This window comes from Comamonas sp. w2-DMI (genome assembly GCF_040187735.1).
In the GTDB taxonomy this organism is placed as follows: domain Bacteria; phylum Pseudomonadota; class Gammaproteobacteria; order Burkholderiales; family Burkholderiaceae_C; genus Comamonas; species Comamonas terrae.
This window is the reverse complement of sequence record NZ_JBANEL010000017.1, coordinates 24,562-43,466: the sequence shown is the minus strand read 5'-3', so window position 1 is coordinate 43,466 and position 18,905 is coordinate 24,562. Positions and strand designations below refer to the sequence as shown.

Below are 18,905 nucleotides of genomic sequence, written 5' to 3'. Positions count from 1 at the left end.
GCTTTTTTTTCCCGAATTTTTGCAAGATACAAGGAGTTCCCAATGCTTGACAACAACCTGAAAGCCCAACTGAAAGCCTATCTGGAGCGCCTGCAGCGTCCGGTGGAGCTGGTGGCTTCGCTGGATGACAGCAAGGGTGCTGCCGAGCTCAAGGAACTGCTGCAGGAGATCAAGGAACTCAGCGACAAGATCACCGTCGTCGAGAACAACGACCTGCCCGTGCGCAAGCCCTCGTTCCTGATCACCAATCCCGGCGTGGACACCGGCGTGCGCTTTGCCGGCGTGCCACTGGGCCATGAATTCACCTCGCTGGTGCTGGCGCTGCTGCAGGTCGGCGGCCATCCCTCCAAGGAATCGGCCGACCTGCTCGAGCAGGTCAGGAACATCGACACGCCGCTGCATTTCGAGACCTACTACTCGCTGTCCTGCCACAACTGCCCCGACGTGGTGCAGGCGCTGAACCTGATGTCGGTGCTCAATCCCAAGATCACGCATACCGCGATCGACGGCGGCCTGTTCCAGCAGGAAGTGCAGGACCGCGAAGTCATGGGCGTGCCCACCGTCTTCGTCAACGGCGAGCGCTTCGGGCAGGGCCGCATGGAGCTGGCCGAGATCGTGGCCAAGGTCGATACCGGCGCCGCGGCGCGCGAAGCCGAGAAGATTTCGGCCAAGGGCGCCTTCGACGTGCTCATCGTCGGCGGCGGCCCCGCCGGCGCGGCCGCGGCCATCTATGCGGCCCGCAAGGGCATCCGCACCGGCATCGCGGCCGACCGCATCGGCGGCCAGATGCTGGACACCGTGGACATCGAGAACTACATCTCGGTCAGCAAGACCGAAGGCCCCAAGCTGTCCGCCGCGATGGAAAACCACATCCGCGACTACGAAGTGGACATCATGGGCCAGCAACGCGCGGCCAAGCTGATTCCTGCGGCCGAGGAGGGCGGGCTGATCGAGGTGCAGACCGAATCCGGCGCATCGCTCAAGGCCAAGACCGTGATCCTGTCCACCGGGGCGCGCTGGCGCAACATGAACGTGCCGGGCGAGGAGCAATACCGCACCAAGGGCGTGACCTATTGCCCGCACTGCGACGGCCCGCTGTTCAAGGGCAAGGACGTGGCCGTGATCGGCGGCGGCAACTCGGGCATCGAGGCGGCCATCGATCTGGCCGGCCTGGTCCGGCACGTGACCGTGCTGGAGTTTGCCGGCGAGCTCAAGGCCGATGCCGTGCTGCAAAAGAAGCTGGCCACCCTGCCCAACGTGACCGTGATCCTCAACGCCCAGACCACCGAGGTGAACGGCGACGGCAAGAAGGTGACGGGCCTGACCTACAAGGACCGCACCACGGACGAGGTCAGAACCGTGGCGCTGGAAGGCATCTTCGTGCAGATCGGCCTGCTGCCCAACACCGAATGGCTCAAGGGCACGGTCAACCTGACGCGCTTTGGCGAGATCGAGATCAATGCCAAGGGCGAGACCAATCTGCCCGGCGTGTTTGCCGCCGGCGACTGCACCAACGTGCCGTTCAAGCAGATCATCATCGCCGCCGGCGCGGGAGCCACGGCAGCGCTGTCGGCCTTTGACTTCATGATTCGCCATTGAGCATGAAAATGGACTGAAGCGCTTGATGCAAAAGCGCTGATAGCTATGAAAAAAGGACTGCCCAGGCAGTCCTTTTTTGCGCTGCCGGTGGGGCTTGCTCCTGCCGGGCCAGCCTGGCAAGCCGGGGCGGCCGGAGTGGACCGCAGCCGGGCGCAGGGCTATGCTTTGCGGCACTGCAGGCCACGTCATTGCGGCTGGCCCGCAGCTTTCCATCACATCGCTGCCAGGACCGGGCCTTATGGGAGAGCACCATGCCAGCCATTTCCGCCATTCGTTCGCTATGCGCCGGCCTGTGCCTGGCCGCGCTCATGCCTGCGGCCCTCGGGCAGGAGCAGGGATCGGTGCTGAAACTGCCCACCCGGACGGGGGTGGAGACCACGGTGTTCTGGCATCCGGCGCCCCGGGCCATGGCAACCGTGCTGCTGTTTCCCGGCGGGCTGGGCGGTTTTGGCAAGATGGAGCAGGGCAGGCCGAGCAGCAACAATTTTCTGGTGCGCACCGAGCAGGATTTCGTGGCCCATGGCCTGAATGTGGCCATCTTCGGCCGCGCCAACGGGCAGGAGATCACCCCCCGGGAGCGCATGTCGCCCGAACACATGGAGGACGTGCGCAAGGTGGTTGATGCCGTCAGGCAGCGCAGTTCAGCACCCCTGTGGCTGGTGGGCACCAGCCGTGGCACGACCTCGGCGGCCGCCGCCGCCAGCCAGCTGCCCGATGGCGTGATTGCCGGCGTGGTGCTCAGTTCCAGCATTGTGGATGCCAGGGAGCCCGGCTCCATGCAAAGCCTGGACCTGGGCCATATCCGCGTGCCAGTCCTGCTGTTCCACCATGCCAGGGATGCCTGCCGCATCTGCCCTCCGGGCGCCCTGCCCGGGGTGCTGCAAAGCCTCACCCAGGCACCGGTGAAAAAAATCATGCTGGTGGAGGGCGGCGGGAATCCGTCCGGCGACCCCTGCCATGCCATGCACTGGCATGGCTATGCCGGCATGGAGGCAGAAGCGGTGGCCGACATTGCGCAGTGGATCCAGCAACCCGTGCCTTGACATCGCATCGTTCGCCACGGCCCCGGGCGGGCGGGGAACACCCTGCAAGAAGGACTGCTGCGGCAGTCCTTCTTGCGTTGGGCGGCACGACCGGGAGGGCCGCGGCAGGTTTGCGCTTTCGCGGAATGCGCGCATGGTTTTATGAATTAATGAGAATGATTCGCATATACTAAGTGCATCCCAGCCAGCACATGCGGTGCGGGCTGCAGGCCTGAAGCCTGCGGCCGCTTCCAGAAGCCAGCTCTTGTTTTCATTCCAAATACAGAGAGGGTTTCTGGTATGGCGTCAGCCACCGTTTTGCATTCGCGCGCCTGCATTGCGCTCCATCCGCTGGCCTGGGCATGCGCGCTGGCCTGTGCCGGCAGTGCCTGGGCGGCGGAACCCGAGGCCGGACAGGCCCAGGCGGCCACCGTGGCTGCCGCAGCGGCGGGCCGCCATGCGCCGGTGATGCGCGACGTCGTGGTCAGCGCCTCGCGCGACGAGCAGGACCCCGATGCCCTGCCAATGAGCGTGGACGTGATCAATGCCCGTCAGATGGAGGAGGCGCAGATCGGCGACATCCGCGAACTGGCCGGGCGCCTGCCCAATGTGACCGTGCCGCGTGCGCCTGCGCGCTTCACGCTGGCAGGCTCGTCGGCGGGGCGCGACCAGAACAGCGGCTTCAACATCCGCGGCCTGGAAGGCAACCGCGTGCTGATGCTGGTGGACGGTGTGCGCCTGCCGCGCAGCTATTCGTTCAGTGCCAACGCCTTCGGCCGCGATTACCTGGATCTGGGGCTGGTGCAGCGCGTGGAAATCCTGCGCGGCGCGGTGCCCGCGCTCTATGGCTCGGACGGCATGGGTGGCCTGGTGAACTTCATCACCATGGAGCCCGGCGACCTGCTCCAGGACGGCAAGGCCATCGGCGGGCGCGTATCGGCCAGCTACGACGGCTCGGACAATGGCAAGCGCGTGGACGCCACGCTGGCCGGCCGCGCCAGCGGGGAGTGGAGCTGGCTGCTGTCGGCCGGCATCGGCCGCGCGCATGCGCTGGAGAACATGGGCGTCAACCATGGCGTGGGCAGCAGCCGCACCGCACCCAATCCCGAAAGCGACCAAAGCCACTCGCTGCTGGGCCGTCTGGTCTACACCCCGTCGGCCGTGCAAAAACATGTGTTCACGCTGGAAAACGTGGATAAGCGCGCCGACTACGAACTGCTCAGCGCCCGGGGCGCTGGGCTGACCGGCACCACGCTGGATTCCCAGGCCCGTACCCGCATGCAGCGCTGGCGCGCGAGCTGGCAGGGCCAGTGGCAGCAGCTGGGTGCCGCCTGGGCCGACGAGCTGCGTCTCATGGCCAGCTACCAGAGCGCCGATTCGCGCGAATGGGTGAACGAGACCCGGCTCAACCTGCCTTACCGGGAGCGCGACGTCACCTATGACGAGGATGCGCTGCAGCTGCATGCCCAGGCCAGCAAGCTGCTGCGCTGGGGCGCCTCGGCCAGCGGCAAGTTCACCTACGGCGTGGATTACAGCCGCAACAAGGTGGTCAACGAGCAGAACGGGGTGACGCCGGCCGCGGGCGAGAGCTTCCCGCTCAAGCGCTTCCCCGACACCACGGAGACATCGACGGCCCTGTTCGCCCAGGCCGAGCTCAACTACGGCCTGTGGACGGTCACGCCCGGCGTGCGCGCCGAGCACTACAGCATCCGGCCCAGGCAGGCCGGCTTTCTGCCCGCAGTGGCCAGCAACTCGGCTTCCGCCGTCTCGCCCAAGCTCGGCGTGATGTTCCAGGCCAGCGATGCCTGGTCGGTCTACGGCAATTACGCCGCGGGCTTCCGGGCGCCCAATGCGGGCCAGATCAACGCCTATTTCGAGAACCCGTTCTACTACTACAGGAACATTCCCAACCCCGACCTCAAGCCCGAAAAGAGCAATACCTTCGAGCTGGGCCTGCGCGGCCGCCTCGAGCGCCTGAAGGTGGATGCGGCGGTCTTCACGGGGCGCTACAAGGACTTCATCCAGGACCAGCAGCTGGTCTCGGGCCAGCCCGGCAACCGCAACAACCCCGGCATCTACCAGTCGGTCAACCTGGACCGCGTGCGCATCAGCGGCTTCGAGCTCAAGGCCGATTACGACTGGGGCCGCCATGCGGGCGGCAACTGGCGCACCCACGCGGCCTACGGCTACACCAGGGGGCGGCAAACCAATACCGATACGCCGCTGGACACCATCTCGCCCCGGCAGCTGGTGGTGGGCGTGCGCTATGACGCAGCCCGGGTGGGCGTGCAGCTCGCCGCCTCGCACTGGGCCGGCAAGAAGGCCGGGGATGCCGCCGAAGGCGCCTGGCTCAGCCCCGCGGCCACGGTGCTGGACCTGAGCGCGCAGTGGCGCATCCGCCCCGGCACGCGCCTGAACGTGGGCCTCTACAACCTGACCGACAAGAAGTACTGGCGCTGGAGCGATGTGCGCGGCCTCACGGGCAACCCCGCCTATGTCGATGCCTACACCCAGCCGGGCCGCAACTTGCGCGTCTCGCTGGTGCAGGATTTTTGAGCCGGTTCTTCTGAATTGATAGCTGCCGGCGCTTGATGTGCAAGCGATAGCGCTGGTTTTTCCATGTTTTTCAATGGGAGAGGGGTATGCACAGATTCGCCGACAAGCCCGGCCAGGCCCAGGCCGCCCAGGACAGCGCCCAGGAAACCGAAGCCGGCCACGAGCGCGGCACGCCAGGTTCCCGGGACGAGGAATACCTGCTGACCGAGGGCGAGGCGCTGCTGGCGGCCACGCTGGCGCTGATGACCGGCTTCGGCAATGGCTGCTGCACGGCGCACAAGGCTGCCATGGCCTCCAGGGTGGCCGAACAGCTGGCGCTTCTGGCCCGGCCGGCCGGGGATGCGGACCGCTCTCCCGACATGCGCGCCTTTCTGCTGCGCCTGTGCCAGCGCTGGCAGCAGGCGGCGCAGGAGCAGGCTGCGGCCAGCCGCGCCGCCGCCATCCAGGCGCTGGCAGGTACCTCGGGCCCTGCTTCTCTTCCCTTTTCCGTGCTCTGGCACGAGCCACTGGAGACTCTTCAATGACCCCTACCACGATGAATCATGCAACCGTTCGCGCGCCGTCCCTGGGCGGCGATGCGGCCGCCATCCGCCAGCGCTTTGCCGAAAAGCGCCAGTCCGGCCTGCGTGCCCGGGATGCCGCCGAGGCCTTGCAACTGAGCGAGGGCGCCGTGGTGGCCGCCCATGGCGGCGCGCACGGGTACGCGCTCAAGGCCACGCCGCTGCGCGCCGAATGGCTGGCCATCCTGCAGGGCCTGGAGGCCTGCGGCGAAGTCATGGCGCTCACGCGCAACGAATCCACGGTCCACGAAAAGACCGGTGTCTACCAGAACGTTTCCGCCACCGGGCCGGTCGGGCTGGCGCTGAGCCGCGAGATCGACCTGCGCCTGTTCTTCATGCACTGGCATGCGGGATTTGCCGTGGCCGATGGCGCCAATGGCAACCGCCCGGCCGCGCGCAGCCTGCAGTTCTTCGATGCCAGCGGCTGCGCCGTGCACAAGGTCTTCGCGCGCGAAGCCACGGACATGGCGGCCTGGGATGCATTGGTCGAGCGCTTTGCCGAGCCTTCCGCCGGCCATGTGTTCCGTCCCGCCATGCCCAGGTCTGCGCCCCGGGCCGACACGGAAATCGACGTGGCCGGACTGGCCCGGGCCTGGAGCGAACTCCAGGACACGCACGACTTCTTCGAGATGCTGCGCACATTCGGTGTGGAGCGCCAGCAGGCCTTGCGCCTGGTGCCGCAATTCTGCGAACGCCTGGAGCCCGCGGCCGTGGTCCGGCTGCTGGGCGACGCGGCCGTGGACGGCGTGTCCATCATGGTGTTCGTGGGCAGCAAGGGCTGCATCCAGATCCACACCGGCCCCGTGAGCAACATCCAGCCCCTGGACACGCCGGGCGGCGCGCGCTGGATCAATGTGCTCGACAGGGGCTTCAACCTGCACCTGCGCACCGACCTGATCGACACGGCCTGGGTGGTGCGCAAGCCCACGGCGGACGGCATCGTCACGGCCGTGGAAGTCTTCGACGCCGCGGGCGAGCTGATGGCCATGTTCTTTGGCGAGCGCAAGCCCGGCCAGGCCGAGCTGCCGGCATGGCGCGAACTGGTGGCCGGACTGCCGCGCCTGGACTGCCGGGCCGAGGTGGCGGCATGACGGCCGGAATGGCCCTGGCCGGCCGCCGCCGCGGCCTGAAATGCCTGGCGGGCGCGGCGCTGGCCGGGGCCTTGCCCGGTGCGGCGCTGGCGCAGGCCTCTTCTGCGCCGGCGTCTGCATCCGTGTCCGCGGCACAGGCCAAGAGGCGCCGGCTGGTCTCGCTCAGCGGCGCGCTGACCGAGGTGGTCTACCTGCTGCAGGCGCAGGACCAGCTCGTGGGCACCGACACCACCAGCCTCTACCCCGAAGCCGCGCGCAGGACCGCCAAGGTCGGCTATGTGCGCCAGCTCTCGGCCGAAGGGCTGCTGTCGCTCAGGCCCGATGCCGTGATCGGCACCAGCGAGGCGGGGCCGCCCGTGGTGCTGGAGCAGATCCGCCAGGCCGGCGTGCGCGTGGCGCTGGTGCCGTCGCGCCACAACTGGGCCGAGGTGCAGGAGAAAGTCGCCGTGGTGGGCCGCGAGACCGGCAGGGCGCAGCAGGCCACGGCCTTGATGGCGCAGCTCGATGCCCAGTGGGCCGGCGTGCAGGCCCAGGTGGCGCAGGCCACGCGCAAGCCGCGCGTGCTGTTCATCCTCGCGCATTCGGGCAGTCCCATGGTGGCCGGGCGCGGCACGGCGGCCCAGGCGCTGATGGCCTATGCGGGTGCGGCGAACGTGATCGACCAGTTCGAAGGCTACCGCCCGCTGACCGCCGAGGCCCTGGCCAGCGCGGCGCCCGAAGTCATCATCAGCACCACCCAGGGCATCGAAGCCCTGGGCGGCGAGACGGCCTTCTGGCAGCGGCCCGAGCTGGCGCTGACGCCGGCCTATGCGAAGAAGGCGTTGGTGGCGCTGGAAGCCAGCCACCTGCTGGGCTTCGGCCCGCGCCTGCCCGGCGCCGTGCAGGCCCTGCACCTGCGTACCTTGCAGTGGGTGGCCTGATGGGCAGCCTGCCGCAGACGGCCGCCGGCGCCGAGAGAAAGAGAGCGCAATCCCAGCCGTCGCTGCGCTGCCCGGCTGCCGGCAAGGCCCCGCCATCTTCGGCCGCATCCCGCTGGCGCACGGCCAGCGGCCGCCTGAGCCGCCGGGCCACGCTGCTGCTGGGCCTGATGCTGGTGCTGGCGGCCGTGGTGCTGGGCAGCGCCAGCGGCGCCTATGCGATCGCTCCGGCGCAGCTGCTGTCCGTCATCGCCAATGCGGTCACGGGGCATTCACCGGCGGGGCCGGAGCAACTGGTGTTCTTCAATATCCGCCTGCCGCGCCTGCTCATGGGCGTGGCCGCGGGCGCCGGCCTGGGGCTGGCGGGCGCCTTGATGCAGGGTCTGTTCCGCAACCCGCTGGCCGATCCCGGCCTGATCGGCGTGAGCAGCGGCTCGGCCCTGGCGGCGGCTCTCACCATCGTGCTGGGCAGCGTGTATCTGCCCTGGCTGCCGCATACGCTGGGCAGCTGGGCGCTGATCGCCATGGCATTCGGCGGCGGCCTGCTGGTGACGGCGCTGATCTATGCGCTGGGCCAGGCCCAGGGCGGTACGCGCATGGGCCTGATGCTGCTGGCCGGCGTGGCCGTGAATGCGCTGGCCGGCGCCGGCCTGGGTTTTCTGAGCTTCATCTCCACCGACGAGCAGCTGCGCAACTTGCAGATGTGGCTGCTGGGCAGCCTGGGCGCCGCGCGCTGGAGCGCCGTGGCCCTGGTCGGCGCTGCCGTGGCGGCCAGCCTGGCCGCGGGCCTGGCGCTGGCGCGGCCCCTGAACGCGATTGCGCTGGGCGAGGCCCAGGCCGGCCTGCTGGGCGTGGCGGTGGAGCGCACCAAGCGCCGCGCGGTGCTGGTCGCGGCCCTGGCCGTGGGCGCCGTGACGGCGACGACCGGCGTGATCGGCTTCATCGGCCTGGTGGCGCCGCACTGGGTGCGGCTGGCGGCCGGGCCCGATCACCGCATCGTGCTGCCGGGTTCGGCCCTGCTGGGGGCGGCGCTGGTGGTGGGCGCCGATGCCGTGGCGCGCACCGTGGTCAAGCCGGCCGAGCTGCCCTTGGGCGTGCTCACGGCCTTCATCGGCGTGCCGCTGTTCCTGGCCATGCTGCGCCAGTTCAGGAGCAAGGTATGAGTGCCGTCTCCGTCATGGAATGCCGCGGCCTGGGCGTGGGCGTGGCGCGCGGGCCGCGCCTGGCCACGGTGCAGGCTGCGCTGCGGGCCGGGCGCTTCACCGCGATCCTGGGGCCCAACGGCGCGGGCAAGTCCACGCTGATGTCCATGCTGGTCGGCGAGCGCGCGCCGCAGCAGGGCGCGGTACTGCTGGACGGGTGCAACCTGACCGCCCTGGGCATGGAGGGCCTGGCGCGCCGCCGTGCCTTCATGCCCCAGGACTGCGCCGTGGCCTTCGACTTCACGGTGCAGGAGGTGGTGGAGCTGGGCCGCTACCCGCACCGCGGCCAGCCCAGCCCGCGCGAGGAAGCCATCGTGGCCGAGGCGCTGGCGCTGACCGGCGTGGCCCCCCTGGCGCAGCGCAATATCAACACGCTCTCGGGCGGCGAACGGGCGCGCGCCCACCTGGCGCGGGCCCTGGCGCAGATCTGGGAATCGCCCGGCGACGGCCGCGCGCGCTGGCTGCTGCTGGACGAGCCCACGGCCGCGCTGGACCTGGCGCACCAGCACCATGCCATGCAGCTGCTGCGCGGCTGGGCCCGCGAGCAGGGCGTGGGCGTGGTGGCCGTGATCCACGACCTGAACCTGGCGCTGCGCTACGCCGACGATGTGCTGGTGCTGGGCGGCACGGCCGGCGTGTTCCACGGGGCTGCCGAAGAGGTGCTGCAGCCGGCGCTGGCCGAGCGCATCTGGGGCATGCGCTGCGACCCCGTGCGCGGCAGCGACGGTACGCTGCAATATATTTTCGTAGCGGCTGGCGCCCCGGCTGCCTAGTTTTTGTGGATAAATCGGCTGGAAAACAATGACCGAAAGGCGCCAGAAGCTATTGATCCAGTAGCGGATCAGCCGGAATGCACCGTCATCGCCACCAGCCGTGCCACCACGGGGCGCACCAGGATCACGCAGCAAAAGGCCACGGGCATGGCCAGGGCATAGGCCTGCAGCACGCGCTGCAGATAGCCTGCACCCAGGCCGCTGTTGGCCGCCACGATGGTGCAGCACATGAGAAAGGCCATGATGCCGGCCATGTAGAAGGCAAAGACGATGGGTGTGTAGCGGGGATGCAGCTTGCGGCGCGGGCGGGCGCCGTTGCTGGCGATGTTCTGTGTGGGTGTCATGCCGTCGTTTGGGGGAAGGATGGGAACCGGGGCCGGAAAGGGAAGGCCCCGAACCAGGCCCGCACTGTACGCAGCCCGCCGCCGCCGCGGTAGGTGGCCCCGGCTTGCATGACTCGTAAGCTGAAATTGCGAATGCATTTGGCGATACATTCGCATTCATGCCGAATCTGCGTGCCATCGAAACCTTTGTCAAAGCCCTGGAGGGGGGCTCCATCGCCTCGGCCGCGCGCCAGCTGGGCATCTCCCCGGCGGCCGCCAGCCAGAACATCGCGCGCCTGGAGCGCGAGCTGGGCACGCGGCTGATCACGCGCACCACGCGTTCCATGGCGCTGACGGCGGCCGGCGAACGCTATCTGGCCCGCGTGGCGCCCGTGCTCGACGAGCTGGAAAAAGCCCAGTCCGACGTGTCCCTGGTCCATGGCGAGCTGCACGGGCGGCTGCGCGTGGCCTGCATGGCCGCCTTCGGCCGCCATGTGCTGGCGCCGCTGCTGCCGGCCTTCACGCAGCGCCATCCGCGGCTGGCGCTGGAGCTGCTGGTGACGGACCGCGACGTGGATGTGCTCAAGGAGGATGTGGACGTCAGCATCCGCTACCGCGACGTGCTGGAGCCCGGCATGTCGGTGCGGCCGCTGGCGGCCGTGCCGCGCATCCTGTGCGCCGCGCCCTCCTACCTGGAAAGGCATGGCCGCCCGCAGGTGGCCGAGGACTTGTTGCAGCATGCCTGCCTGCTGTACCGGAGCGAGCGCGACGGGCGCCTGATGCGCTGGCCGTTCGTGCGCGACGGCCGGCGCACGGATCCGCCGCTGCGCATGGCGGCCATAGGTTCCGACATCGATGCGCTGACCGAATTTGCCGTGGCCGGCGGCGGCATTGTCTGGGCCGGCAGCTTCATCGCCCACCGCTATGTGCAGGAGGGGCGGCTGGTGCCGCTGGCGCTCAAGGCCGGACGCAAGGGCCAGCTGCAATTCGAGGACGGCACGCTGGACTTCTTTGCCTGCTTCCGCGACCGGCAGTACGTGCCGGCCAAGGTGCGCGCCTTTGTCGACTACCTGCTCGAGGTGCTGCCTGGCCATCCGTCGCTGGAGCGGTTGCCGGGCCGGGCGGGGTAGGGCTGCGGATCAGTATCAGTAGCCCAGGTGCGAGGGCAGCACTTCCTGCAGGATGGTGGTGGCGATTTCCTCGATGGACTTGGTCGTGCTCGAGAGCCAGCGGATGCCGCTGCGGCGCATCATGGCCTCGGCCTCGGCCACCTCGTAGCGGCAGTTGGCCAGGCTGGCGTACTTGGAGTCCGGGCGGCGCTCGTTGCGGATGCTGGACAGGCGCTGCGGATCGATGGTCAGGCCGAACAGCTTCTTGCGGTAGGGCTCCAGCGCCGGCGGCAGCTGCTTGCGCTCGAAATCCTCGGGAATCAGCGGATAGTTGGCCACCTTCAGGCCGAACTGCATGGCCAGGTACAGGCTGGTCGGCGTCTTGCCCGAGCGGCTCACGCCGACCAGGATCACGTCGGCGCCCGTGAGGTCGTGGTTGGTCTGGCCGTCGTCATGGGCCAGCGTGTAGTTGATGGCCTCCATGCGCTCCAGGTATTCCTTGCTCTCGCTGATGTCGGAGAAGCGCCCCACGCGGTGCAGCGACTTCTGGCCCAGCTCCTGCTCCAGCGGGCGCACGAAGGTGCCGAACATGTCGAAAACCTTGCCCTTGCAGTTGGCCTCGATCATTTCCAGGTGCTCCTGGTTGACCAGCGTGGTGAAGACGATGGGCTTGTGGTTCTCCACCTCGGCCACGTGGTTGATCTGGCGCACGGCCTGGTGGGCCTTGTCCATGGAATCCACGAAAGGCAGGCGCACCAGCCGCGGCTTGGTGTCGAACTGGGCCATGATGGCCGTGCCAAAGGTCTCGGCCGTGATGCCGGTGCCGTCGGAGATGACAAAAATCGTATGGGTATGCATGGTGCGCGGTGAGGTGGCCGGGCGGACAGGGCATCCGGAGCCGGCTTGTTAATTTTTGCCAGCTGCGCGGGGACAGGCGGCTGAGCCTACAATGGCGCCCATTATTCCCAATTTCCAGCCCATGCTCGTTGACGGTCGACACCCAGAACAGCAAAGCACTGCATCGATGCAGCGTGGGTTTGCGCGCCCCGGCCATTCAGCCCGGGGATCGCGCCGGCACCGGTTTTTTAACTTTGGAGCTTTCCCATGTCTCAACTGTTCGAGGCGACCGCCCTGGTCGTTCCCTTTGAAAAACTGAGGATGACCGATGTCGAGTCCGTAGGCGGCAAGAACGCCTCGCTCGGCGAAATGATCTCGCAGCTGCCGCAGGGCGTGCGCGTGCCCACCGGCTTTGCCACCACGGCCCACGCCTTCCGCGAATTCCTGGCCTTCGAAGGCCTGGCCGACAAGATTTCGGCCAAGCTGGCAGCCCTGGACGTGGACGACGTGCGCGCCCTGGCCGCCGTGGGCGCCGAAATCCGCGCCATGGTCGAAAGCCAGCCTTTCCCGGCCGACCTGGAAAAGGCCATCCGCGACGAATTTGCCCGCCTGCAGGGCGGCAATGCCGAGGCATCGTTCGCCGTGCGCTCCTCCGCCACAGCGGAAGACCTGCCCGACGCCTCGTTCGCCGGCCAGCAGGAAACCTTCCTCAACGTGGTGGGCATCGAGCAGGTGCTGCACAAGATGAAGGAAGTGTTCGCCTCGCTGTACAACGACCGTGCCATTTCCTACCGCGTGCACAAGGGCTTTGCCCATGACGTGGTGGCCCTGTCGGCCGGCGTGCAGCGCATGGTGCGCTCCGACCTGGGCGCCGCCGGCGTGATGTTCACCATCGACACCGAGTCCGGCTTCGAGGAGGTGGTCTTCATCACCTCCAGCTACGGCCTGGGCGAAACCGTGGTGCAGGGCGCCGTGAACCCCGACGAGTTCTACGTGCACAAGCCCATGCTCAAGGCCGGCAAGAAGGCGCTGATCCGCCGCAACCTGGGCTCCAAGCTGATCCAGATGGTGTTCGCCACGCCCGAGGAAAAGGCCGAATCCGGCAAGCTGGTCAAGACCACCGACGTGGCCCACGAGCTGCGCAACCGCTATTCGCTGACCGACGAGGAAGTGCAGCAGCTGGCCCACTATGCGCTGGTGATCGAGCAGCACTACGGCCGCCCCATGGACATCGAGTGGGGCAAGGACGGCACCGACGGCCAGCTCTACATCCTGCAGGCACGCCCCGAGACGGTGAAGAGCCAGTCCAAGGGCCAGGCCGAGCAGCGCTACAAGCTCAAGGGCACGGGCACCGTGCTGGCCGAAGGCCGCGCCATCGGCCAGAAGATCGGCACCGGCCCCGTGCGCCTGGTGTCCGACATCTCGCAGATGGACCAGGTCCAGGCCGGCGACGTGCTGGTGACCGACATGACCGACCCCAACTGGGAGCCGGTGATGAAGAAGGCCTCGGCCATCGTCACCAACCGCGGCGGCCGTACCTGCCACGCGGCCATCATCGCGCGCGAGCTGGGCATTCCCGCCGTCGTGGGCTGCGGCAATGCCACCGAGCTGCTCAAGGACGGCACGCTGGTGACCGTTTCCTGCGCCGAAGGCGATACCGGCAAGATCTATGACGGCCTGCTCGAGACCGAGGTGACCGAGGTCAAGCGCGGCGAGATGCCGGCCATCAAGACCAAGATCATGATGAACGTGGGCAATCCCCAGCTGGCCTTCGACTTCGCCCAGCTGCCCAACGAGGGCGTGGGCCTGGCCCGCCTGGAGTTCATCATCAACAACAACATCGGCGTGCACCCCAAGGCCATCCTGGACTACCCTGCCGTGGATGCCGACCTGAAGAAGGCCGTCGAGTCCGTGGCCCGCGGCCATGCCTCGCCGCGCGCCTTCTACGTGGACAAGGTGGCCGAAGGCGTGGCCACGATTGCCGCGGCCTTCTGGCCCAAGCCGGTGATCGTGCGCATGTCGGACTTCAAGTCCAACGAGTACCGCAAGCTCATCGGCGGCAGCCGCTACGAGCCCGAGGAAGAGAACCCCATGCTGGGCTTCCGCGGTGCGGCGCGCTACATCTCGGCCGACTTCGGCGAAGCCTTCAAGATGGAATGCGAGGCGCTGCGCCGCGTGCGCGAGGACATGGGCCTGACCAACGTCAAGATCATGATCCCGTTCGTGCGCACGCTGGGCCAGGCCAAGCGCGTGACCGAGCTGCTGGCCGAGAACGGCCTCCAGCGCGGCGAGAACGGCCTGGAGCTGATCATGATGTGCGAGGTTCCGTCCAACGCCATCCTGGCCGACGAGTTCCTCGAGTACTTCGACGGCTTCTCCGTGGGCTCCAACGACCTGACCCAGCTCACGCTGGGCCTGGACCGCGACTCCGGCCTGGAGCTGCTGGCGGCCGACTTCGACGAGCGCGATCCCGCCGTCAAGAAGATGCTGGCGCGCGCCATCAAGGCCTGCCGCGACCAGAACAAGTACGTGGGCATCTGCGGCCAGGGGCCCTCGGACCATCCCGACTTCGCCCAGTGGCTGTCGGACGAGGGCATTTCGTCCATCTCGCTCAACCCTGACAGCGTGGTCTCCACCTGGCAGCGCCTGGCGAACTAAGCCCGCCCGAGCCGAGCCATGCAGATGCCGCGTGCGCCTTTGCATGGTTCGCATGGCTCTGACGCCGAAACGGCCGATGCCGTCGACGGCTTCGGCGTACCGGCGGGGGCGGTCTTTCCGCCCGACCTGCACGGCTCCCACCACCTCAGGCTCAAGGCCCTGCTGCTGACGATCTGGGGGGCAGCCTCGTTTGGCACCTGCTATTTCGCCCGCGACCTGCAGGCCCTGGTGCCGGGCTGGCCCATCGCGTACTGGATGGCGGCCCAGGGGGCGGTCCTGATGTTCCTGGCCCTCATCGTGGTCTATTGTGTGGCCATGGATTATTTCGAACGCCAGCCTCCTGCCGGCGGTGCGCCTGCCCGCGAGGACGCGGCAGCATCGCCGCACCCGCCTTCCAGCACCTCGATGCCCCATGCCTGAGCAGCTGGCGCTGTCCAGGGCCTACTACTGGCGGCTGCACCGTATCCTGTTCCTGTACGTGCTGGGCGTGGCCGGGTTTGTGCTGGCCATGCTGTGGGCCGAGGGGCGCGGGCTGTCGCGCCACTGGATAGGGCCGATCTTCCTGTTCTGCACCGTCATGGTGTATGCGGGGATCGGCGTCTATTCGCGCACCAGCAACCCCGAGGAGTACTACGTCGCGGGGCGGCGCATTCCGCCGCTGTACAACGGCATGGCCGCTGCGGCGGACTGGATGAGCGCGGCCTCCTTCATCAGCCTGTCGGGCGCGCTGTACCTGCAGGGCTTTGCCGGCGCGCCGGGGCAGGTGGGCGGCTTGGCCTATGTGCTGGGCTGGACGGGCGGCTTTTGCCTGGTGGGCATGCTGATCGCCCCCTATCTGCGGGCCATGAAGCTCTATACCGTGCCGGATTTCTTCCAGGTGCGCTATGGCGGGCGCTGGCCGCGCATCATTGCCGCGCTGGCCGCGGTGATGTGCTCGTTCACCTACGTGGTGGCGCAGATCTACGGCGTGGGGCTGATCGCCTCGCGCCTGACCGGCGTGCAGTTCGAGATCGGCATCATGCTGGGCCTGGGCGGTGTGCTGCTGTGCTCCTTCCTGGGCGGCATGCGGGCCATCACCTGGACCCAGGTGGCCCAGTATGTGGTGATGCTGCTGGCCTTCATGATTCCCGTGTCGTGGCTGGCCTACAAGCAGCTGGGCTCGTACTGGGCTCCGGTCAGCTACACCCAGCAACTGGGCAAGATCGCGCAGCTGGAGCACGGGCTGCTGGCCTCCGAAGCCGAGAAATCCGCCGTGGAGGCCTATGAGCTGCGCGCCCGGGTGCTCGAAGCCAAGCTGCGCGACGTACCCAGCGTGCTGGCGGCCGAGCGCCAGGCGCTGAGCGAGCACATCCGCGAGCTGCGCAACAGCAGCGGCAATATCGGCGCCATCATGGCTGCCAGCCGCGAACTGGCCGCCATGCCGCGCGATGAGGCCACGGCGCGCGAGCGCTGGACGCGCGAGCTGCACGAAACCCATGAGCGGGCCAAGCCCATGGGCGGCATTGCGCTGCACAGCCAGCCTTTTGCGGGCGACCCGCATGGCACGCCGCAGCAGCAGGCCGAGTACGAGAACAGCCGCCGCAATTTCCTGGCCCTCATGTTCTGCCTCATGGTGGGAACGGCCGGGCTGCCGCACCTGCTCACGCGCTACTACACGGCGCCCTCGGTGTCTGGCGCGCGGCGCTCGGTGGCGTGGAGCCTGTTCTTCATCGGCTTGCTGTATTTGAGCGCTCCCGCCCTGGCAGTGCTGGTCAAGTACGAAGTCCTGCACAACCTGGTGGGCACGCGCTTTGACGACCTGCCGAACTGGATCGCGCAGTGGTCGCATGTGGATGGCTCGCTGCTGTCGGTGGAGGACATCAACGGCGACGGCATGCTGCAGTTCGCCGAGATCCACATGGGCGCCGACCTCATCATGCTGGCCACGCCCGAGCTGGGCGGCATGCCTTACGTGGTCTCGGGCCTGGTGGCGGCGGGCGGCCTGGCGGCGGCGCTGTCCACGGCCGACGGCCTGCTGCTGACCATCAGCAATGCCCTGGTGCGCGACCTGTACTTCCAGGAGCGCTGGCAGAAGCGGCAGCTGCCCCCGGGGGCGCGGCGCATCTCGCCCGAGCAGCGCGTCATCCTGTCCAAGTTCACGCTGCTGGTGGTCGCGCTGTCGGCCGCCTTCGTGGCCGCGCGGCGCTCGTCGGACATCCTGCCCATGGTTTCGGCCTCGTTCTCGCTGGCGGCCTCGGCCTTCGTGCCGGCCATGGTGCTGGGCATCTTCTGGCGCGGCGCCACGCGGCGCGGCGCCGTGGCCGGCATGCTGCTGGGGCTGGCGGTGGCGGTGTACTACATGCTGGCCCATGTGCCCGGCCTGCAGGGCGTGCTGCCATCCATGCTGCGCAGCGACGAACTCTGGTGGGGCATACAGCCGATTTCGGCCGGCGTGTTCGGCGTGCCGGCGGGCTTTGCCGTGACCTGGCTGGTCAGCCGCTGGGATGGCTGGCGCCGCAGGCGCGGCGCTGCCTGAATGCTCTTTCATTGCGAGCTGCCAACGCTTGCCAGCTCTGGTTTATCCATAGATTTCATATGGAAAATGTTGAAGACCAAGCGCAGGCCGCTTTCTTTTTTTTGAGCAAACGCAAGATGCGGGCGGTTTTCAGGAAAACCCGCCTTGCAATTGCTTACCACTATGACACCCTGCATGCAGAGAACACAGGGGAGGTTGCGGGCTTCATGCATTTCGTCAAAACACTCGCCGGCCAGCAGGCTTTCAAGGAACGCCATGCGGATCTGCCGCAGCGGCTGCGCTCCGCATTCCTGCTGTTCGACGGCCAGCGCAGCCTGGCCCAGGTGCTGGAGGCCACATCGGCCATGGGCGTGACCCGCGACGACATCATGAAGCTGGTCGACCGCCAATGGCTGGCGCCGCGCGAGTCCCGGCCGCCGGAGGTGGCTTCGGCGCAGGCGGCTGCGGCGCCCGAACCCGCAGAGCCCGGCGACGCGGGCGAGGGCAGGAGGCAGCGCTACCGGCAGGCCTATCCGCTGGCCGTGGCGCTGACGGGCAAGCTCGGGCTCAAGGGTTTCAGGCTCAACCTTGCCGTGGAGGCCGCCATGGGCTACGAGCAGCTGGCGGCACTGGCGCCGCGCATCCGCGAGGCCGTCGGCGAAGCGGCCTATGCACCGCTGCACAAGGCGCTGTTTGCCCAGCAGCCCTGACCGGTTCCTCCGGACTCCGGGACAGGCATGAAAAAAGCGGCCCGGGGGCCGCTTTTTTCATGGGCAGGGCCGGCTTCAGACGGCCAGCAGTTCCACGTCGAACTTGAGCGTGGCATTGGGCGGGATCACGCCGCCGGCGCCGCGGGCGCCGTAGCCGAGTTCGGCGGGGATCAGCAGCGTACGCTGGCCGCCGACCTTCATGCCTTGCACGCCTTCGTCCCAGCCCTTGATCACCATGCCGGCGCCCAGGGGAAAGACGAAGGGGTCGTTGCGGTCCTTGCTGGAGTCGAACTTGGCGCCCTGCACGCCGTTGTTGTAGAGCCAGCCGGTGTAGTGCACGGTCACGGTCTGGCCGGCACGTGCTTCGGCGCCTTCGCCCACAACAGTGTCTTCATATTGCAGGCCGGAGGCGGTGGTGTTGAAAGCCATGATGAGTTCCTTTCAGCGCGGTCGCTGGAAAAGCGGGAAAAAAGGCGATGGAAAAGGGCCGGCAAGCAAAGCTTGGGCCCTTGGAGGAAGGCAGTTTTCAATGTACTGCGCAACACCGGGCAGCGCAGTGACGGAAAGTTTGCTTATTTCTTGGCGCGGGCAGCAACCCAGCGGTTGGCGAAGGCCTGCACGTCCGACAGGCGCTTGAGCAGGTCCTGCCCGGCCAGGGTGACGGTGTAGCCGTCGTTGCCGTGCTCCAGCAGGCCGCATTCGCGCAGTTCCTTGATGCGGGTATTGAGCGTGTTGGGAGTGATGCCGCCCACGCTGTCTTGCAGCAGACGGAACGTCTGGGGATGTCCGTCCCGCAGGGCCCACAACACACGCAACGCATAGCGGCATTCGAGTTTCTCGAACAACTGGTTGATGGCGGCGTTTTCCTTGGAGCTCATGGACGCTTCTCCTTGCGCAGTGGTGTTATTTGAGCGTGGGCACACCGGGGTGGGCCTGGCGCCAAGTCCTGGTCGACTATAGCGTGTAATTTATTTTGCTACAAGTTTAGTAGCTCAAAATCAATAATTGCAACGTCCTGAAGTCGTAAAGCCAACAAAGCCGCGCGAAGTGTTGT

At 67.6% G+C, this 18,905-nt stretch carries 18 protein-coding genes; 13 read left to right on the top strand and 5 right to left on the bottom strand.

Features of this window, described 5'->3' with window-relative positions; translation table 11 throughout:
• Positions 1–42 precede the first annotated feature (42 nt).
• The 8 genes from ahpF (at position 43) to V8Z74_RS17275 (ending at position 9,720) form a co-directional block, all read left to right on the top strand.
• Positions 43–1,599, top strand: coding sequence for an alkyl hydroperoxide reductase subunit F (gene ahpF / locus V8Z74_RS17310; RefSeq protein WP_349710347.1), 1,557 nt, complete (start codon positions 43–45; stop codon positions 1,597–1,599).
• Between the two features lie 251 nt (positions 1,600–1,850).
• Complete coding sequence (locus tag V8Z74_RS17305; RefSeq protein WP_349710346.1) at positions 1,851–2,642, top strand: alpha/beta hydrolase; 792 nt, start codon at positions 1,851–1,853, stop codon at positions 2,640–2,642.
• A 279-nt stretch (positions 2,643–2,921) separates the two neighbouring features.
• The gene (locus V8Z74_RS17300) at positions 2,922–5,177 is read left to right on the top strand and encodes a TonB-dependent hemoglobin/transferrin/lactoferrin family receptor (protein WP_349710345.1); all 2,256 of its coding nucleotides are present in this window, start codon (positions 2,922–2,924) and stop codon (positions 5,175–5,177) included.
• An 86-nt stretch (positions 5,178–5,263) separates the two neighbouring features.
• Positions 5,264–5,701 carry a hypothetical protein gene (locus V8Z74_RS17295; protein ID WP_349710344.1) on the top strand — a complete coding sequence of 146 codons (438 nt, stop codon included), beginning with the start codon at positions 5,264–5,266 and terminating at the stop codon, positions 5,699–5,701.
• The gene (locus V8Z74_RS17290; protein ID WP_502879568.1) at positions 5,698–6,828 is read left to right on the top strand and encodes a hemin-degrading factor; all 1,131 of its coding nucleotides are present in this window, start codon (positions 5,698–5,700) and stop codon (positions 6,826–6,828) included. The genes V8Z74_RS17295 and V8Z74_RS17290 overlap by 4 nt, the downstream gene beginning before the upstream one ends.
• Complete coding sequence (locus V8Z74_RS17285) at positions 6,825–7,748, top strand: heme/hemin ABC transporter substrate-binding protein (protein ID WP_502879567.1); 924 nt, start codon at positions 6,825–6,827, stop codon at positions 7,746–7,748. The genes V8Z74_RS17290 and V8Z74_RS17285 overlap by 4 nt, the downstream gene beginning before the upstream one ends.
• The gene (locus V8Z74_RS17280; protein ID WP_502879566.1) at positions 7,748–8,908 is read left to right on the top strand and encodes a FecCD family ABC transporter permease; all 1,161 of its coding nucleotides are present in this window, start codon (positions 7,748–7,750) and stop codon (positions 8,906–8,908) included. Before V8Z74_RS17285 ends, V8Z74_RS17280 begins: the two co-directional genes overlap by 1 nt.
• Positions 8,905–9,720 (top strand): heme ABC transporter ATP-binding protein, encoded by an 816-nt coding sequence (locus V8Z74_RS17275; RefSeq protein WP_349710343.1) that lies wholly within the window; start codon positions 8,905–8,907, stop codon positions 9,718–9,720. Before V8Z74_RS17280 ends, V8Z74_RS17275 begins: the two co-directional genes overlap by 4 nt.
• 68 nt (positions 9,721–9,788) lie before the next feature.
• On the opposite strand, the gene V8Z74_RS17270 is transcribed toward V8Z74_RS17275, so the two are convergent.
• Positions 9,789–10,064, bottom strand: coding sequence for a DUF2798 domain-containing protein (locus V8Z74_RS17270; RefSeq protein WP_349710342.1), 276 nt, complete (start codon positions 10,062–10,064; stop codon positions 9,789–9,791).
• Between the two features lie 158 nt (positions 10,065–10,222).
• Between V8Z74_RS17270 and V8Z74_RS17265 the strand changes: the two genes are divergently transcribed.
• Positions 10,223–11,173, top strand: coding sequence for a LysR family transcriptional regulator (locus tag V8Z74_RS17265; protein ID WP_349710341.1), 951 nt, complete (start codon positions 10,223–10,225; stop codon positions 11,171–11,173).
• Between the two features lie 15 nt (positions 11,174–11,188).
• Here V8Z74_RS17265 and ppsR read toward each other — a convergent pair whose 3' ends face one another.
• Positions 11,189–12,010, bottom strand: a complete 822-nt coding sequence (gene ppsR, locus V8Z74_RS17260) for a posphoenolpyruvate synthetase regulatory kinase/phosphorylase PpsR (RefSeq protein ID WP_349710340.1) — start codon at positions 12,008–12,010, stop codon at positions 11,189–11,191.
• Positions 12,011–12,256: 246 nt separating this feature from the next.
• Between ppsR and ppsA the strand changes: the two genes are divergently transcribed.
• From ppsA to V8Z74_RS17245, 3 genes are read left to right on the top strand one after another with little or no spacing between them, the layout of a single operon-like run.
• Positions 12,257–14,647, top strand: a complete 2,391-nt coding sequence (gene ppsA / locus V8Z74_RS17255; protein ID WP_349710338.1) for a phosphoenolpyruvate synthase — start codon at positions 12,257–12,259, stop codon at positions 14,645–14,647.
• An 18-nt stretch (positions 14,648–14,665) separates the two neighbouring features.
• On the top strand, positions 14,666–15,067 hold the full coding sequence (locus V8Z74_RS17250; protein WP_349710337.1) for a DUF4212 domain-containing protein: 402 nt from the start codon (positions 14,666–14,668) through the stop codon (positions 15,065–15,067).
• Positions 15,060–17,162, top strand: coding sequence for a VC_2705 family sodium/solute symporter (locus V8Z74_RS17245; RefSeq protein ID WP_349710336.1), 2,103 nt, complete (start codon positions 15,060–15,062; stop codon positions 17,160–17,162). Before V8Z74_RS17250 ends, V8Z74_RS17245 begins: the two co-directional genes overlap by 8 nt.
• A gap of 8 nt (positions 17,163–17,170) precedes the next feature.
• Here V8Z74_RS17245 and V8Z74_RS17240 read toward each other — a convergent pair whose 3' ends face one another.
• The gene (locus V8Z74_RS17240) at positions 17,171–17,374 is read right to left on the bottom strand and encodes a hypothetical protein (RefSeq protein ID WP_349710335.1); all 204 of its coding nucleotides are present in this window, start codon (positions 17,372–17,374) and stop codon (positions 17,171–17,173) included.
• Between V8Z74_RS17240 and V8Z74_RS17235 the strand changes: the two genes are divergently transcribed.
• Positions 17,369–17,851: a hypothetical protein gene (locus V8Z74_RS17235; protein WP_066472087.1), complete on the top strand. Its 483-nt coding sequence runs from the start codon at positions 17,369–17,371 to the stop codon at positions 17,849–17,851. The genes V8Z74_RS17240 and V8Z74_RS17235 overlap by 6 nt on opposite strands.
• A gap of 75 nt (positions 17,852–17,926) precedes the next feature.
• Here V8Z74_RS17235 and V8Z74_RS17230 read toward each other — a convergent pair whose 3' ends face one another.
• Together V8Z74_RS17230 and V8Z74_RS17225 are read right to left on the bottom strand one after the other, a co-directional pair.
• The gene (locus V8Z74_RS17230; protein ID WP_066472085.1) at positions 17,927–18,280 is read right to left on the bottom strand and encodes an FKBP-type peptidyl-prolyl cis-trans isomerase; all 354 of its coding nucleotides are present in this window, start codon (positions 18,278–18,280) and stop codon (positions 17,927–17,929) included.
• 143 nt (positions 18,281–18,423) lie between these two features.
• Complete coding sequence (locus V8Z74_RS17225) at positions 18,424–18,729, bottom strand: winged helix-turn-helix transcriptional regulator (protein ID WP_066472074.1); 306 nt, start codon at positions 18,727–18,729, stop codon at positions 18,424–18,426.
• Positions 18,730–18,905: the final 176 nt, after the last annotated feature.

Bases quoted from the DNA above. Each gene is read 5' to 3' on its own strand.
- V8Z74_RS17285 (WP_502879567.1), top strand. From the start codon at position 6,825: ATGACGGCCGGAATGGCCCTGGCCGGCCGCCGCCGCGGCCTGAAATGC.
- V8Z74_RS17235 (WP_066472087.1), top strand. From the start codon at position 17,369: ATGCATTTCGTCAAAACACTCGCCGGCCAGCAGGCTTTCAAGGAACGC.
- ppsA (WP_349710338.1), top strand. From the start codon at position 12,257: ATGTCTCAACTGTTCGAGGCGACCGCCCTGGTCGTTCCCTTTGAAAAA.
- V8Z74_RS17250 (WP_349710337.1), top strand. From the start codon at position 14,666: ATGCAGATGCCGCGTGCGCCTTTGCATGGTTCGCATGGCTCTGACGCC.
- V8Z74_RS17230 (WP_066472085.1), bottom strand. From the start codon at position 18,280: ATGGCTTTCAACACCACCGCCTCCGGCCTGCAATATGAAGACACTGTT.
- ahpF (WP_349710347.1), top strand. From the start codon at position 43: ATGCTTGACAACAACCTGAAAGCCCAACTGAAAGCCTATCTGGAGCGC.
- V8Z74_RS17290 (WP_502879568.1), top strand. From the start codon at position 5,698: ATGACCCCTACCACGATGAATCATGCAACCGTTCGCGCGCCGTCCCTG.
- V8Z74_RS17265 (WP_349710341.1), top strand. From the start codon at position 10,223: ATGCCGAATCTGCGTGCCATCGAAACCTTTGTCAAAGCCCTGGAGGGG.
- ppsR (WP_349710340.1), bottom strand. From the start codon at position 12,010: ATGCATACCCATACGATTTTTGTCATCTCCGACGGCACCGGCATCACG.
- V8Z74_RS17240 (WP_349710335.1), bottom strand. From the start codon at position 17,374: ATGCATGAAGCCCGCAACCTCCCCTGTGTTCTCTGCATGCAGGGTGTC.
- V8Z74_RS17225 (WP_066472074.1), bottom strand. From the start codon at position 18,729: ATGAGCTCCAAGGAAAACGCCGCCATCAACCAGTTGTTCGAGAAACTC.
- V8Z74_RS17300 (WP_349710345.1), top strand. From the start codon at position 2,922: ATGGCGTCAGCCACCGTTTTGCATTCGCGCGCCTGCATTGCGCTCCAT.
- V8Z74_RS17305 (WP_349710346.1), top strand. From the start codon at position 1,851: ATGCCAGCCATTTCCGCCATTCGTTCGCTATGCGCCGGCCTGTGCCTG.
- V8Z74_RS17275 (WP_349710343.1), top strand. From the start codon at position 8,905: ATGAGTGCCGTCTCCGTCATGGAATGCCGCGGCCTGGGCGTGGGCGTG.
- V8Z74_RS17270 (WP_349710342.1), bottom strand. From the start codon at position 10,064: ATGACACCCACACAGAACATCGCCAGCAACGGCGCCCGCCCGCGCCGC.
- V8Z74_RS17280 (WP_502879566.1), top strand. From the start codon at position 7,748: ATGGGCAGCCTGCCGCAGACGGCCGCCGGCGCCGAGAGAAAGAGAGCG.
- V8Z74_RS17245 (WP_349710336.1), top strand. From the start codon at position 15,060: ATGCCTGAGCAGCTGGCGCTGTCCAGGGCCTACTACTGGCGGCTGCAC.
- V8Z74_RS17295 (WP_349710344.1), top strand. From the start codon at position 5,264: ATGCACAGATTCGCCGACAAGCCCGGCCAGGCCCAGGCCGCCCAGGAC.